Below are 15646 nucleotides of genomic sequence, written 5' to 3'. Positions count from 1 at the left end.
AGCCGTGTATGGCAAGACCGGTCACTGCACCGCAGATTCCTGAACCACACGAATAACCCGCTGTGGAAATGGAATATCGATACCGGCCTCTCGCAGACGATCCCGGGATAGTTCGTTGAACATGAACATCACGTCCCAGTAATCGGCAGTCTTTACCCAGACACGAAGCGAAAGTGTGATCGCACTGTCACCCAGGGTAGAAACAACGGCCTGTGGTTCCGGATCTGCCAATACTCGCGGGTCCTTGGCCAATTCCAGCAAAACTTCACGGGCTTTCTGCAGGTCCGCTTCATAATCAACGCCTACATCAAACACGACCTTGCGGGTCGGCTGACGGTTTGTGTTGGTGATGATGCCATTCGACAGATTGCCGTTAGGTACGATGATGGTCTTGTTGTCACCAGTACGCAGCACGGTATGGAAAATCTGGATGCTGTCGACAGTACCGGCGATACCCTGAGCCTCGATCCAGTCACCGATGCGAAACGGACGGAACAGCAAAATCAGCACGCCACCGGCGAAGTTCGCCAGGCTGCCCTGCAAGGCCAGGCCAATGGCCAGGCCTGCCGCACCAATCGCTGCCACAAACGAAGTGGTTTCCACACCGATCATCGAGGCCACGCTGACGATCAGCAGAATCTTGAGAATGATATTCGCCAGGCTGCTGATAAAGCCTTGCAGCGCCAGATCGGCATTACGCAATGCAATCAGGCCGCCGAGCTTTTTCGTGACCTTGTTGATCAACCACCAGCCGATGGCCAGGGTGATAACCGCCAGCAGTACACGGCTGCCGTACTCCATGATCATCGGGATCCAGGTTTGGGATACCTTGACCAGATTGTCTACCTCGGCATTTAAGTCCATCTACACTCTCCTGTTTTCCGGCTACCCGGCATGCGTAAAAAAAGCGGCAGAAAGACCGAACCGAGACGGGCTCAATCGTTTCTGCCGCTGCTTGGCCTCCGACGTCGCAAACGCCAAGAGGTTCCCGGTTCGAGGCTCAGTCGCGGAAGTTGTTGAACTGCAGCGGCATACCGAATTCCTTGGCCCGCAGCGCTGCAATGGCTTCTTGCAGGTCATCACGCTTTTTGCCGGTGATGCGAACCTGCTCACCCTGAATGGCCGCCTGGACCTTGAGCTTGGCGTCTTTGACATGAGCGACGATTTTCTTCGCCAGCTCCTTGTCAATGCCTTCCTTGAGGACGGCTTCCTGCTTCATCAGCTTGCCCGACGCGAACGCGTCCTTGACTTCAAGGCACTGCACGTCGATTTTGCGCTTGACCAGCGCCAGCTTGAGGATCTCAATCATCGCTTCGAGCTGAAAATCCGCTTCGGCGGTCAGGTTGACGGTCAGGTCTTTTTCCTTGAACTCGAAGCTGCCTTTGCCTTTCAGGTCATAACGACGATCGAGTTCCTTGACGGCGTTCTCGACCGCGTTGGTGACTTCGTGTTTGTCCAGTTCGGATACCACGTCGAACGACGGCATGTAATCTCTCCAAAATTAAAGGCGCACTGATGGAGCACGCCTGGCTTGCGGTTAAAATCCGCGCTGATTATAACGGGTCTTTCCCATCATTCACTGCGAGCTGCCGATGCACGCCTTAAACAGAGCAAAAAGCTGATGTCCACCACCTGGCATGTACTGGGCGCCGGCAGCCTCGGCACTTTATGGGCGACACGCCTGACACGGGCTGGAATGCCGGTCCGGCTGATCCTGCGGGACACCGCGAGACTGCAGGCCTATGAGGTGGCCGGTGGATTGACACTGGTGGAACACGGCGAGGCGCAACACTATGCCGTGCCCGCAGAGACAGCCGACAACCCCCAACCGATCCACCGCCTGCTGGTGGCGTGTAAAGCCTACGATACCGAAAGTGCGGTGGCTCGATTGGCGCCACGCCTGGCCCCAGGCGCCGAACTGATCCTGCTGCAAAATGGCCTGGGCAGCCAGGACGCGGTCGCCGCCCAGGTTCCCCAGGCACGCTGCATCTATGCCTCGAGCACCGAAGGCGCCTTCCGCGATGGTGATTGGCGCGTGGTGTTTGCCGGACATGGCTTCACCTGGCTGGGGGATGCGAGCCATCCGATGGCACCGATCTGGCTCGATGACCTGAGCGCTGCCGGCATCCCCCACGAGTGGAGCACCGAGATCCTGACCCGGCTGTGGCGCAAACTCGCCCTCAACTGTGCGATCAATCCGCTGACGGTGCTACACGATTGCCGTAATGGCGGCTTGCAGCAACATCAATGTGAGGTCGCCACCCTGTGCGGTGAACTGGTGGAGTTGCTCGAGCGTTGTGGTCAGCCGGCAGCGGCCGAAAACCTGCAGCAGGAAGTCGAACGGGTGATTCACGCCACCGCCGCCAACTACTCCTCGATGCATCAGGACGTCACGAGCCAGCGCCGCACGGAAATCAGCTACCTGCTCGGTTATGCCTGCAAAGTGGCCGGGCGCCATCAACTGAACCTGCCTCACCTCAATCAACTTGAGGCAAGGTTGATCGCTCGCCTGCAACGCCTTGGATTGCCCAGCGACTGAGCAGCGGCTACGCTGGCCACTTGTTCCTTGTCTGCGATGAATCCGATGCCATTGCGCCAGCGCCTTGAAAACCTGCCCGTCGGCCAGAAACTGCTGGCCGCCCTGCTGGTACTGATGGTCACCGTCCTGCTGGTTGCCAACCTGACCTTTATCAGCGCCGCCTACTACATCTCCCAGGAAAGCATGGCGCCCCAGGCCCTGCAGACCATCGGCCGGCTGGTATCCAACCCGAGCCTGGCCTCCGAAGCCCTGGCGTCCCCCCAAAGCGCCGAGCGCCTGCTGAATGAACTCAACAGCTATTCGCCCTTGCGCGCGGCAGCCCTGTATGACGGAAAGGGTGAGCGACTGGCGCAATTGCAGCATGGCGACAACCTGGAGCTACCGAAGCGTTTCCGGCATATCGAAGACTGGCAGGCCACCGAGTTTCGTACCAACCAAGTCATCCCCCTGCCCCGCACTGGCGCGGCACCAGGACACCTGCTGTTGGTAGCTTCGAGCGAACTGCCAGTGGCGTTCTACACCGGGACCCTGACGGCCAGCCTGGGGATTCTGATCTTCAGCGTATTGCTGTGGCTGATCATTGCCCGCCAGATCAAGCGCCTGATTACCCGGCCGATCCACCAGCTCGAAGAGTTGTCCCGGCAGGTCACCCGCGAAGAGAACTACGCACTGCGTGCTTCGCGCGGAAACCACGATGAAATCGGCAGCCTCGCCGAAGCGTTCAACACCATGCTCTCGCGGATCGAGGCCAGGGAGCAGCAACTCAAGCGGGCCAGGGACGACTCCCAGGCAGCCTATGACCAGGCCCAGGGTCTGGCGGAAGAAACCCGCCATACCAACCGCAAACTGGAGCTCGAAGTCCAGGTGCGCAGCAAGATCGAGAAAAAGCTCACCGGTTTCCAGAACTACCTCAACAGCATCATCGACTCCATGCCATCGGCACTGATCGCCCTCGACGAACAACTCTACGTGACGCAATGGAACCAGGAGGCCAGCGCCCTGTCCGGCACGCGCCTCGATGAAGCCCTGAACCAGCCTATCTTCCTCGCCTTCGAACCGCTCAAGCCGTTCCTGCCGCAACTCAAGCAAACGGTCGAGCAGCATACGGTGGCCAAGATCGAGCGTGTCACCTGGCTCAAGGATGACGAGCCCCGCCACTACGCCCTGACTTTCTATCCATTGATGGGCGGTGCCGGGCGTGGCGTGGTGATCCGGATCGACGACATCACCCAGCGCCTGTCCCTGGAAGAGATGATGGTGCAGTCGGAGAAAATGCTGTCGGTGGGTGGCCTGGCCGCCGGCATGGCCCACGAGATCAACAACCCGCTGGGCGCAATCCTGCACAACGTGCAAAACATTCGCCGACGCCTGTCGTCCGATTTGCCGAAGAACCTCGAAGTGGCCGAACAGGCCGGCATCGAACTGGCGACGGTCAACCAGTACCTGAAAATCCGCGAAGTGCCACAGTTACTCGACGGCATCCAGCAGGCCGGTGCCCGGGCGGCGAAAATCGTCACCCACATGCTCAGCTTCAGCCGTCGTAGCACCCGCCAGATGGCCCCGTGCGATCTGCCTGCCCTGATCGACCAGGCGGTAGAGATCGCCGGTAACGACTTCGACCTGGCGATCGGCTTCGACTTCAAGGGCCAGGCCATCATTCGCCAGTTCGATCCGGCCCTGGGACCGGTCCCCGGCACCGCCAACGAACTGGAGCAAGTGCTGCTCAACCTGTTGAAGAACGCCGCACAAGCCATCCATCAGCGTGAAGACGACAGCGAACCGGGGCGGATCATTCTGCGCACCAGGCTGAATCCGCCATGGGCGGAAATCCAGGTCGAGGACAACGGGATCGGCATGAGCGAAAACGTGCGCAAACGGACCTTCGAGCCGTTCTTCACCACCAAGGAAATCGGCCAGGGCACCGGGCTTGGCCTGTCGGTGTCGTACTTCATCATCACCAATAACCACAAGGGGCAGATGGAAGTGCAATCGACTCTTGGCCAAGGCACCTGCTTCACCTTGCGCCTGCCCCTGGCGAGTACCCCACCTGTCTCGCAAGAACTCAATCTGCTATCGAGGTAACCATGGGCTTTCGTTTGTCGAAGATTTACACCCGCACTGGCGACAAAGGCGAGACCGGGCTGGGCGACGGTCGTCGCGTACCCAAGGATCACCCGCGGATCGAGGCCATTGGCGAAGTCGATACGCTGAACAGTCAGGTGGGCGTGTTGCTGGCCGGGCTGGCGGCGCAAACGGGTGAGTTTCCAGGCTTGAACGAAGTGATCGAGGTATTGGCCCCCTGCCAGCATCGGTTATTTGATCTGGGTGGCGAACTGGCGATGCCGGTGTACCAGGCGTTGAATGCAGCGGAAATCGAACGACTGGAAGCGGCGATCGATGTGTGGAATGAAGAGTTGGGGCCCCTGGAAAACTTCATCTTGCCCGGTGGCTCGACGCTGATTGCCCAGGCTCATGTCTGCCGTAGCCTGGCGCGCAGCGCAGAGCGGCGCTGTCAGCAGCTCAATGCGATTGAGCCGCTAGCCGGGGTTGGCCTGGCGTACATCAATCGGTTGTCGGATTTGTTGTTTGTGATGGCGCGGCTGATTGCCAAGCGTCAGGGAGTGGCGGAGATTCTTTGGCAGCCTGCGGCGAAACCTGAGGTTTAGCCGGCGCCTGCCAAGCCCTCATCGCGAGCAAGCTCGCTCCCACAGGTTTTGTGATCGCCGCAAATCCACTATGGGAGCGAGCTTGCTCGCGATGAGGCCATTTGCATCACTGGGAATCAGGCCAAAACGCCCGTATTCCCGCCACACCCTGCGCACCCGTCGCCCAGGCTTTCTCGACCTCAGCCGGGCCAACCCCACCAAGCAGGAACACCGGCTTGCTGAAGCCCTCGATCAAGCTCGACGCCTGCTCCCAACCCAACGGCTCGGCGCCAGGGTGAGTCTGGGTCGGCTGTACCGGCGACAGGGTCACGAAGTCCACCCCCATCTGCTCGGCCAGCGCCAGCTCTTCAGCGTTATGGCACGACGCCGCCAGCCAGCGCGATGCCGGTAGCGGTCGGCCAGCCGCTGCGTATTTGCGCAGCTGCGCCGAGGTAATGTGCCAACCGGCGGACGGGAAGTCGCCCAGCCATTCGAACGGCCCCTTGATCATCAATTGCGCCTTGCCGGCACACAGCCCCACCGCATCCACGGCCAGGTCCCGGTATTTCGGGTCGTAACCGTTCGGTGCGCGCAACTGGATCAGCTTGATGCCGCCAGCAATGGCCTTCTGGATGCCGCGCAGCAACGCCGGGGTTTCCAGGTCTTCCGGGGTAATCAGGTACTGAGCGGGCAATTTCGCGGCCGCGACGATCGGCTGATTGGCCGCCGGAAACTCGTAATCCGACAGATCCCGGGGCGACACCCAGGCCAGCGGTTGGCCTTCGGCGCCGTGGGGCTCGCCGGTAAACGCCGAGACTTCCCAGACATCCAGCAACACCTGCTTGTCCGGGTAATCGTGCCGGACCTGAATGAGCGGGCGCGCCGCGCCGACCACGATGCCCAGTTCCTCATGAAGTTCGCGGGCCAGTGCGGTTTCGACCGACTCGTCGGCCTCGACCTTGCCCCCGGGAAATTCCCACAAGCCACCCTGGTGCTGTGAATCCGCACGACGGGCGATCAGGATTTGGCCACTGCCATCACGGATGACGGCGGCGGCGACATGGACTCGTTTCACCTTTACGACTCCTCCAGTCCGGCCTTCTGCCAGGCTTTGAACGCTGGCCATTGGTAGAGGGTTTCAACATAGGCTTCGTCAGCCGCGGACAGTTTCACCCGATAGGTGCGCAGGCGCACGGCGATGGGTGCAAAAAACGCGTCGGCCAACGTGATGCGGCCAAACAGGTACGGACCGCTCTCGGTCGCAGCGGCACGACACTCGGCCCACAACGCAGACATGCGTTCGATGTCCGCCTGGACATCGGCCGGGACCGGCGATAGCGCTGCGTCATGGCTCAGGTCGAACGGCATGTTGCCGCGCATGGCGAAAAAGCCACTGTGCATCTGCGCGCACGCCGAACGCGCCTGGGCACGGGCGGCAATGTCTTTGGGCCACAGGTTCGCGTCGGGAAACTGTTCTGCCAGGTATTCGGCAATCGCCAGGGAGTCGGCGATGGTGCCGTGTCCGGTTTTCAGCAGCGGGACTTTACAGGTTGGCGAATGCTTGAGCAGACGCTCACGGGTGTCCGGCTGGTTCAGCTTGATCAGTTCTTCGGTGTAGGAAGCGCCAGTCAGATCGAGGGCCAGGGCGCCACGCAGGGACCAGGAGGAATGCAGTTTGTCGCCGATGATCAGGTGCAGGCTCATGTTCGGGGTGCCTTCTCGTCAGGGTAACAAGCCAGAATATCTAGCGTCTGGTCGTCAGCCTTCGCGAGCAAGCCCGCTCCCACAGTTGATCGGGCAGTACGCACACTTTGTGTTCACTGAAGATCTCTTGTGGGAGCGGGCTTGCTCGCGAATGGGACGACTCGGTCTTGAACCGTGTATTAAGTACGGTACTCGGCGTTGATCTTCACGTATTCGTGGGACAGGTCGGTGGTCCAGATGGTTTCGCTGCAATCGCCACGACCCAACTCGATACGGATGGTGATTTCTTCCTGCTGCATCACCGCCGCGCCCTGGGCTTCGGTGTAGGTCGCCGCGCGCGCGCCACGGCTGGCGATGCACACGTCGCCGAGGAACACGTCGATCTTGCTCACGTCCAGGTTCGGCACTCCGGCACGGCCTACAGCCGCCAGGATACGGCCCCAGTTCGGGTCGGAAGCGAACAACGCGGTCTTGATCAGCGGCGAATGAGCCACGGTGTAACCGACGTCCAGGCACTCCTGGTGATTGCCGCCACCGTTGACTTCAACAGTGACGAACTTGGTCGCGCCTTCACCGTCGCGAACGATGGCCTGGGCCACGTCCATGCACACTTCGAACACCGCTTGCTTGAGCTTGGCGAACAGTTCGCCTTCGGCACGGGTGATTTCCGGCAGTGCCGCCTGACCGGTGGCAATCAGCATGCAGCAGTCGTTGGTCGAGGTATCGCCATCGATGGTGATGCGGTTGAACGACTTGTTGGCGCCATCGAGCATCAGGTTTTGCAGCACATCGCGGGAGACTTTGGCGTCGGTGGCGATGTAGCCGAGCATGGTCGCCATGTTCGGGCGAATCATGCCGGCGCCTTTGCTGATGCCGGTTACGGTGATGGTCACGCCGTCGTGCTGGAACTGACGACTGGCACCTTTTGGCAGGGTGTCGGTGGTCATGATGCCGGTGGCGGCGGCTTCCCAGTTATGGATCGACAGGTCGTCGAGGGCCGCTTGCAGCGCGCCTTCGATTTTCTCGACCGGCAACGGCTCGCCGATCACACCGGTGGAATACGGCAGCACCTGGCTGGCCTCGACACCGGTCAGTTCGGCCAGCTTGGCGCAAGTGCGCTCGGCGGCGGCCAGGCCTGGCTCGCCGGTACCGGCGTTGGCATTGCCGGTGTTGGTCAGCAGGTAACGCACAGGGCCTTGCACGCGTTGCTTGGCCAGGATCACCGGCGCGGCGCAAAAGGCGTTCAGGGTGAACACGCCAGCAACCGTGGAGCCTTCAACACAGCGCATGACCACAACATCCTTGCGCCCCGGGCGCTTGATGCCGGCCGAGGCGATACCGAGTTCAAAACCGGCAACCGGGTGCAACGTTGGCAAAGGACCAAGACCAACAGCCATGAATGCGCTCCTTTATAAATGATGTCAGCACCGTTTCAGCAGAACGGTGGTTCGAATGGTAAAACGCCGCGACGGCAGAAGCCGGTCGCGGCGCGGGTATTTCAGCGTTTGAAACGGGTTTTACTGGATCTGCCCGTGGCAATGCTTGAACTTCTTGCCCGAACCGCAGTAGCACAACTCGTTGCGACCCAGTTTCTGCTCGTTGCGAACCGGCGCGGCCGCGAGGGCAACATCGACCTCTTCGCCCAACACTTCCGGCTGTTCAAGGCCTGGCGCCTCTTCATGCAGGAACTGCATGCGAGCGGCCAATGCCTCGGCTTCCTGACGCAGGCGCTGCTCTTCTTCGATCGGATCTTCGCGGCGAACCTGAACGTGGGACAGCACACGGATCGAATCGCGCTTGATCGAATCCAGCAATTCGGAGAACAGGGTGAACGACTCGCGCTTGTATTCCTGCTTCGGGTTCTTCTGGGCATAACCACGCAAGTGGATACCGTGACGCAGGTGATCCATGGTCGACAGGTGGTCTTTCCACAGGTCGTCCAGCACGCGCAGAACGATTTGCTTCTCGAAGCTGCGCAGCGCTTCGGCGCCCGCCTGGTCTTCTTTCTCGTTGTACGCCGCGATCAGTTCCTGCATCAGTTTCTCGCGCAGGGTTTCTTCGTACAGGTGATCGTCTTCGTCGAGCCATTGCTGGATCGGCAGCGTGACACCGAAATCGCTCTGCAATGCAGCTTCCAGACCAGCCACGTCCCACTGTTCAGGCAACGACTGCGGAGGAATGTGCGCACTGACGGTGGCGTCGAGCACGTCCTGACGGAAGTCAGCGATGGTCTCACCGATGTTGTCGGCGGCCAGCAACGTGTTACGCATGTGATAGATCACTTTACGCTGTTCGTTGTTGACGTCGTCGAACTCGAGCAGCTGCTTGCGAATGTCGAAGTTGCGGCCTTCAACCTTGCGCTGGGCCTTTTCGATGGCGTTGGTCACCATGCGGTGCTCGATCGCTTCGCCAGGCTGCATGCCCAGGGCCTTCATGAAGTTCTTCACCCGGTCAGAGGCGAAGATGCGCATCAGGCTGTCTTCCAGCGACAGGTAGAAACGGCTGGAACCGGCGTCACCCTGACGACCGGCACGACCACGCAGCTGGTTGTCGATACGGCGCGATTCGTGACGCTCGGAGGCAATCACCTGCAAACCGCCCGATTCGAGCACTTGCTGGTGACGCTTCTGCCAGTCGGCCTTGATCTGGGCAATCTGCTCAGGGGTCGGGTTTTCCAGGGAAGCCACTTCCACTTCCCAGTTACCGCCCAACAGGATGTCGGTACCACGACCGGCCATGTTGGTGGCGATGGTCAGTGCGCCCGGACGACCGGCCTGGGCAATGATCTCGGCTTCCTTTTCGTGGAACTTGGCGTTCAGGACCTTGTGTTCGATGCCTTCCTTCACGAGCAGGCTGGACATGTGCTCGGAGGTTTCGATGGTGGCGGTACCGACCAGAACCGGACGGCCCGCGGCCATGCTTTCCTTGATGTCGGCCACGATTGCCGCGTATTTCTCGTCGGCGGTCAGGAACACCAGGTCGTTGTAGTCTTTACGGGCCAGCGGCTTGTTCGGTGGAATCACCATGACCTGCAGGCCATAGATCTGGTGGAACTCGAACGCTTCGGTGTCGGCCGTACCGGTCATGCCGGACAGCTTGTTGTACAGACGGAAGTAGTTCTGGAAGGTGGTCGACGCCAGTGTCTGGCTTTCGGCCTGGATGTTCAGGTTTTCCTTGGCTTCGATGGCCTGGTGCAGGCCTTCGGACAAGCGGCGGCCCGGCATGGTCCGGCCGGTGTGCTCGTCGACCAGTACGACCTGACCGTCCTGCACGATGTATTCGACGTTGCGATGGAACAGCTTGTGCGCGCGCAGGCCGGCGTAGACGTGAGTCAGCAGGCTCAGGTTGTGCGCCGAGTACAGGCTCTCGCCTTCAGCCAGCAGGCCGATGCGGGTCAGCGTTTCTTCGACGTACTGGTGACCGGCTTCGTTGAGTTCGACCTGACGGGTCTTCTCGTCGACGGTGTAGTGACCGGCCTGGGTGACCTCGCCTTCGACTTCTTCAACGTGCAGCTTGAGCTGCGGGATCAGCTTGTTGACCTCTATGTACAGCTTGGAGCTGTCTTCGGCCTGACCGGAGATGATCAGCGGCGTACGGGCTTCGTCGATGAGGATGGAGTCGACTTCGTCGATCACGGCAAAATTGAGTTCGCGCTGGAATTTTTCTTCCATGCTGAACGCCATGTTGTCGCGCAGGTAATCGAAACCGAATTCGTTGTTGGTGCCGTAGGTGATGTCGGCGGCGTAGGCAGCGCGCTTCTCTTCCGGCGGCTGGAACGGCGTGACAACGCCGACCGTCAGGCCGAGGAATTCATACAGCGGGCGCATCCAGTTGGCGTCACGGCGGGCCAGGTAGTCGTTCACCGTCACAACGTGCACGCCGTTGCCGGACAGCGCGTTGAGGTAAACGCCCAGTGTTGCCACCAGGGTCTTGCCTTCACCGGTACGCATTTCCGCGATCATGCCTTCATGCAAGGTCATGCCGCCGATCAGCTGGACATCGAAGTGGCGCATGCCCATGACACGCTTGCCGGCTTCGCGGGCGACCGCAAAGGCTTCTGGCAGCAGATTGTCGAGGGATTCCCCTTTGGCGATGCGGGCCTTGAATTCGCTTGTCTTGGCACGCAATTGATCGTCCGAAAGGGCCACCATTTGCTCTTCGAAGGCATTGACGAGTTGCACCGTCTTGAGCATGCGCTTGACTTCACGCTCGTTCTTGCTTCCAAAAAGTTTCTTTAACAAAGGCGCAAACATATCGGCAGGATCTTCCACACTAAAGGGATGGAGGGCGGCCCCGTGAGTCGCCCGTGCAGCCCTCATGGCCGCATGCGAACGAGCATTCTACCCGGAAACGATGGAGAGGAAAGTGGCGATATTCCACGATGCTGGCACAGCGCTTTGACGGGGCTCACATAAAATAAGGGCGTTTTGCTCAACTTCAAGCCGTTCAAGACAGAAGTTAGTTGTTGATTTAATGGGTAAAGCGCCCACAAAAGCAATGGGCGGGTGCATCCGGCGCTTTCTGCTACCATGGCGCCTCTGTTACTTCAGGTGTCTGATCATGGCATTTCGCCCACTTACGGCCAAAGTACCTGCCGTTCTACTACGCGAAGCCAAGCCGCTGAAGGCCATTCTCGGCCACGCTCAACGCCTGGGTCACCTGCAACGCTTGCTCGAAAGCCAATTGCAACCCGCCGCTCGCGAGCATTGCCACGTGGCTTCCTGGCGCGAAGGCAGTTTGTTGCTGATTGTCACCGACGGTCATTGGGCAACCCGCCTGCGCTACCAGCAGAAGCGCCTGCAACGGCAACTGCAAATGTTCGACGAGTTTGCCAATCTGACCCGGATCCTGTTCAAAGTTCAACCGCCGACCGTTCAGCAAGGTGCGGCCGGGCATACCATGGACTTGTCCAACGACGCGGCAGCGACCATTCAGGCCACGGCCGACGGGATCAGCGACCCGAATCTGCGGGCAGCGCTGGAGCGACTGGCGGCGCATGCCAAAACCAAAGGTTAAAGACAAGATCAAAAGATCGCAGCCTCCGGCAGCTCCTACATTTAAATTTGCGAGCAACCCGTAGGAGCTGCCGAAGGCTGCGATCCTTTGCTTTCAGCGGCGTTTTTTGCTGCCCAGCAACGAGCCCATCAAGCCGCGCACCAACTGTCGGCCAATCTGGTTCGCCGCCTGTTGCATCGCCGATTTCAGCGCCTTCCCAGCCGCTGTGCCGAGGAACTCTCCGGCCTGTTCGGTGAAACTCGGTTCCTGTTTGCCCTGCTCCGCTTCGGGCTCTGGTGCCAGTCCCTTGCGTCCCACCAGCACCTCATAGGCTGATTCGCGATCGATCGGTTGGTCATAACGCCCTTTGAACGGTGAGCCTGCGATCAACATCGTGCGCTCGGTTTCAGTCAAAGGCCCGATCCGCGATTGCGGTGGAGCCACCAACACCCGCTGGACCATTTCCGGCGTGCCCTTTTCCTGCAGGGTGCCGACCAGCGCCTCACCGATCCCGAGCTCGGTCAACACCGACAACGCGTCGAACGCAGGATTCGGCCGGAATCCTTCGGCCACCGCGCGCAGGGACTTCTGCTCCTTGGCCGTGAACGCACGCAGACCGTGCTGGACGCGCAAACCCAGCTGCGCCAGCACATCATCCGGCAGGTCACCCGGCGACTGGGTGACGAAATACACGCCCACGCCTTTCGAACGAATCAGCCTTACAACCTGTTCCAGACGATCACGCAATGCCTGGGGCGTACCGTTGAACAACAAGTGAGCTTCGTCGAAGAACAATGCCAGCAAGGGTTTTTCGGCATCGCCACGCTCCGGCAGTTGCTCGAACAGTTCGGCCAACAGCCACAGCAGGAACGTCGCATAGACTTTCGGCGCCTCATGCACCAGGCGGCTGGCGTCCAGCAAATGAATGCGCCCACGGCCATCCGCCGTGGGTTGCAGGATGTCTTCGAGTTGCAGCGCCGGCTCGCCGAACAGGGCTTCGGCGCCCTGTTGCTCCAGGGTCGCCAGACGTCGCAGCAATGCCTGGCTGGAGCCGGTGGTCATCAATGCCGCATCGTCGCCCAGCAACTGGGGGTTGTCCCGCAGGTGATTGAGCAACGCCTTCAGGTCCTTGAGATCGAGCAACAACAGGCCTTCGCGGTCCGCCACCTTGAACGCGGCGTAGAGTGCCGATTGCTGACTGTCGGTCAACTCCAGCAGGCTGCCCAGCAGCAGCGGCCCCATTTCACTCAAGGTTGTGCGTAAAGGATGACCGGACTGACCGTGTATGTCCCACAACGTCACCGGATAAGCCTGAGGCTTGTGGTTGAGCCAGGGCATCCCGGCAATCCGCTCAGCGATCTTGCCCTGGGGGTTGCCGGCGGCGCCAAGGCCGCACAGGTCACCCTTGATGTCGGCGGCGAACACCGCTACGCCGGCATTGCTGAAGGCTTCGGCCATTCGTTGCAAAGTGACGGTCTTGCCGGTGCCGGTCGCGCCCGCGATCAATCCGTGGCGGTTCGCCAGGCGCATGGCCTGGGCAATCGGCTGCCCTTCGAGATCTGCGCCGATAACGAGTTGCAATGAGTCAGGCATTTGGTCACCCATGATTAATCTTTGGTCCTGCACGGCCGATAGAGATAACGACAAAGCAGTCAGACACGATCTGGTCGGAAATTTCCCTAAGGAGAGTCGGAAAATTCACTTGCTTTCAACCTTGCCCGTCGTGCGTCCCTTTATAAAAGCACGCGCTGGACATTAAGACCTTAGCGGAACCCCAAGCCATGAACAAAAATCTGCGTTTCAGCCATAAAATCCTGCTTGCCGCCGCCCTCATTGTGATTGCCGCCTTCGCCTCATTCACGCTGTACAACGACTATTTGCAGCGCAATGCCATTCGCGAAAACCTGGAAAATTATCTGCAGGAAATGGGCGCGGTAACCGCCAACAATATCCAGACCTGGTTGAACGGGCGCAGCCTGTTGATTGAAAACCTGTCACAAACTGTTGCGCTCAACCCCGATGCCGACAACGTTTCCAGCCTGCTTGTACAAAAAGCCGTGACCTCGACCTTCATGGGCGCCTACCTCGGCAACAAGGATGGCTCGTTCATCATTCGCCCGGACAGCAAGATGCCCGATGGCTATGATCCACGTGCACGCCCTTGGTACAAAAGCGCGCAAGGCAGCAGCGGTTCGGCATTGACCGAGCCTTATATTGATCTGGCTTCCGGCCAACTGGTGATCTCCATTGTCGACAGCGTCATCAAGGACGGCCAGAACATCGGCGTGGTCGGTGGCGACCTGAGCCTGCAAGTGATCGCCGACAGCCTTGGCACGCTGGATTTCGACGGCATGGGTTATGCCTTCCTGGTCAGCTCCGATGGCAAGATCCTCGTACATCCCGACAAAGCGCTGGCGATGAAGGCGCTCAAGGATGTCTACCCGCAAGACACGCCGGCTATCAGCAGCGCAATGAGCGAAATCCAGGTCGATGGCAAAACCCGCATCGTGACCTTCACCCCGATCAAAGGCTTGTCATCGGTCAACTGGTACATCGGTGTGTCGGTCGACAAAGAAAAAGCCTACTCGATGCTCAGCGAATTCCGCGCCTCGGCTGTGGTTGCGACCATTATTGCCGTGGCCATCATCATCGCCCTGCTCGGCATGCTGATTCGCATCCTGATCCAGCCGCTGCACGTCATGACCCGTGCCATGGCCGACATCGCCGACGGCGAAGGCGACCTGACCAAGCGCCTGACCATCCAGAACAATGACGAATTCGGCACACTCGGCACCGCGTTCAACCGTTTCGTCGAGCGCATTCACGGCTCGATCCGCGAAGTGTCCTCAGCCACCGGGCAAGTCAACGAAGTGGCATTGCGCGTAGTGGCCGCTTCCAACTCGTCGATGTTCAACTCCGACCAGCAAGCCTCGCGCACCAGCAGCGTCGCGGCCGCGATCAACCAGCTCGGTGCCGCCGCCCAGGAAATTGCCCGTAACGCCGCTCAGGCTTCGAGCCAGGCCAGCGATGCCCGCAACCTGGCCGAAGACGGCCAGCAAGTGGTGGAGCGCAGCATCGCGGCGATGAATCAACTGTCGAGCATGCTCAGTGCATCGAGCTCCAACATCGAATCGCTGAACAGCAAAACGGTGAACATCGGGCAGATTCTCGAAGTGATCACCAGCATTTCCCAGCAAACCAATTTGCTGGCACTCAACGCCGCCATTGAAGCCGCCCGCGCCGGTGAAGCCGGTCGTGGATTTGCCGTGGTGGCGGACGAAGTGCGCAACCTGGCACATCGCACACAGGAATCGGCGCAACAGGTGCAAACCATGATCGAGGAGTTGCAGGTCGGCGCCCGGGAATCGGTCAGCACCATGAGCGACAGCCAGCGCCACAGTCAGGACAGCGTGGAAATCGCCAACCTCGCGGGCGAACGCCTGAACAGCGTGACGCTGCGTATCGGTGAAATCGACGGCATGAACCAGTCGGTGGCTACCGCGACGGAGGAACAGACCGCCGTGGTGGAGTCGATCAACGTCGACATCACCGAGATCAACACACTGAACCAGGAAGGCGTGGAGAACCTGCAATCGACATTGCGCGCGTGCTCGGACCTTGAGCAGCAGGCGGCACGGTTGAAGCAGTTGGTAGGCAGTTTCCGTATCTGATGCAGCAACCCCATGTGGCGAGGGAGCTTGCTCCCGCTGGGCCGCGAAGCGCCCCCAAAATCGGTATCCAAGGTGTGTCAACAAAAACACAT

Annotated in this window: 12 protein-coding genes; 5 read left to right on the top strand and 7 right to left on the bottom strand. The window is 60.0% G+C overall.

Going from position 1 to position 15646, the window contains the following annotated elements; genetic code table 11:
* Positions 1–21: 21 nt before the first annotated feature.
* Together ACM6G4_RS22325 and ACM6G4_RS22320 are read right to left on the bottom strand one after the other, a co-directional pair.
* Positions 22–864: a mechanosensitive ion channel family protein gene (locus ACM6G4_RS22325; protein WP_056726058.1), complete on the bottom strand. Its 843-nt coding sequence runs from the start codon at positions 862–864 to the stop codon at positions 22–24.
* 136 nt (positions 865–1000) lie between these two features.
* Positions 1001–1486, bottom strand: a complete 486-nt coding sequence (locus tag ACM6G4_RS22320) for a YajQ family cyclic di-GMP-binding protein (RefSeq protein ID WP_053155306.1) — start codon at positions 1484–1486, stop codon at positions 1001–1003.
* 135 nt (positions 1487–1621) lie between these two features.
* Between ACM6G4_RS22320 and ACM6G4_RS22315 the strand changes: the two genes are divergently transcribed.
* Genes ACM6G4_RS22315 through ACM6G4_RS22305 form a run of 3 tightly spaced genes read left to right on the top strand, consistent with a single transcriptional unit; the run spans position 1622 to position 5205 of the window.
* On the top strand, positions 1622–2539 hold the full coding sequence (locus ACM6G4_RS22315; protein WP_414914645.1) for a putative 2-dehydropantoate 2-reductase: 918 nt from the start codon (positions 1622–1624) through the stop codon (positions 2537–2539).
* A 45-nt stretch (positions 2540–2584) separates the two neighbouring features.
* Positions 2585–4621: a HAMP domain-containing sensor histidine kinase gene (locus tag ACM6G4_RS22310; protein ID WP_056726062.1), complete on the top strand. Its 2037-nt coding sequence runs from the start codon at positions 2585–2587 to the stop codon at positions 4619–4621.
* A 2-nt stretch (positions 4622–4623) separates the two neighbouring features.
* Positions 4624–5205 (top strand): cob(I)yrinic acid a,c-diamide adenosyltransferase, encoded by a 582-nt coding sequence (locus tag ACM6G4_RS22305; protein WP_056726064.1) that lies wholly within the window; start codon positions 4624–4626, stop codon positions 5203–5205.
* Between the two features lie 106 nt (positions 5206–5311).
* Here ACM6G4_RS22305 and ACM6G4_RS22300 read toward each other — a convergent pair whose 3' ends face one another.
* The 4 genes from ACM6G4_RS22300 to secA all read right to left on the bottom strand — a co-directional run bounded on the left by ACM6G4_RS22300 (position 5312) and on the right by secA (position 11141).
* A complete protein-coding gene (locus tag ACM6G4_RS22300; RefSeq protein ID WP_223541139.1) occupies positions 5312–6259 on the bottom strand; it encodes a Nudix family hydrolase in 948 nt (315 codons plus the stop codon).
* 2 nt (positions 6260–6261) lie between these two features.
* Positions 6262–6888 carry a glutathione S-transferase family protein gene (locus tag ACM6G4_RS22295; protein WP_223541140.1) on the bottom strand — a complete coding sequence of 209 codons (627 nt, stop codon included), beginning with the start codon at positions 6886–6888 and terminating at the stop codon, positions 6262–6264.
* Between the two features lie 179 nt (positions 6889–7067).
* Entirely contained in the window at positions 7068–8285 is a 1218-nt protein-coding gene (argJ, locus tag ACM6G4_RS22290) for a bifunctional glutamate N-acetyltransferase/amino-acid acetyltransferase ArgJ (protein ID WP_414914644.1), read from the bottom strand.
* 120 nt (positions 8286–8405) lie between these two features.
* Positions 8406–11141, bottom strand: a complete 2736-nt coding sequence (secA, locus tag ACM6G4_RS22285) for a preprotein translocase subunit SecA (protein ID WP_056726070.1) — start codon at positions 11139–11141, stop codon at positions 8406–8408.
* A gap of 307 nt (positions 11142–11448) precedes the next feature.
* On the opposite strand from secA, the gene ACM6G4_RS22280 reads away from it, so the two are divergent.
* A complete protein-coding gene (locus ACM6G4_RS22280) occupies positions 11449–11904 on the top strand; it encodes a DUF721 domain-containing protein (RefSeq protein ID WP_414914643.1) in 456 nt (151 codons plus the stop codon).
* 93 nt (positions 11905–11997) lie between these two features.
* Here ACM6G4_RS22280 and ACM6G4_RS22275 read toward each other — a convergent pair whose 3' ends face one another.
* Positions 11998–13476 (bottom strand): helicase HerA-like domain-containing protein, encoded by a 1479-nt coding sequence (locus ACM6G4_RS22275; RefSeq protein WP_056726327.1) that lies wholly within the window; start codon positions 13474–13476, stop codon positions 11998–12000.
* Between the two features lie 188 nt (positions 13477–13664).
* On the opposite strand from ACM6G4_RS22275, the gene ACM6G4_RS22270 reads away from it, so the two are divergent.
* Entirely contained in the window at positions 13665–15554 is a 1890-nt protein-coding gene (locus ACM6G4_RS22270; RefSeq protein WP_414914642.1) for a methyl-accepting chemotaxis protein, read from the top strand.
* The last annotated feature ends 92 nt before the right edge of the window (positions 15555–15646 follow it).

Source organism: Pseudomonas sp. IT-P258 (genome assembly GCF_949767825.1).
In the GTDB taxonomy this organism is placed as follows: domain Bacteria; phylum Pseudomonadota; class Gammaproteobacteria; order Pseudomonadales; family Pseudomonadaceae; genus Aquipseudomonas; species Aquipseudomonas monachiensis.
Note: the sequence above shows the minus strand (reverse complement) of the source record. Positions and strands in the feature narration are given on the sequence as shown.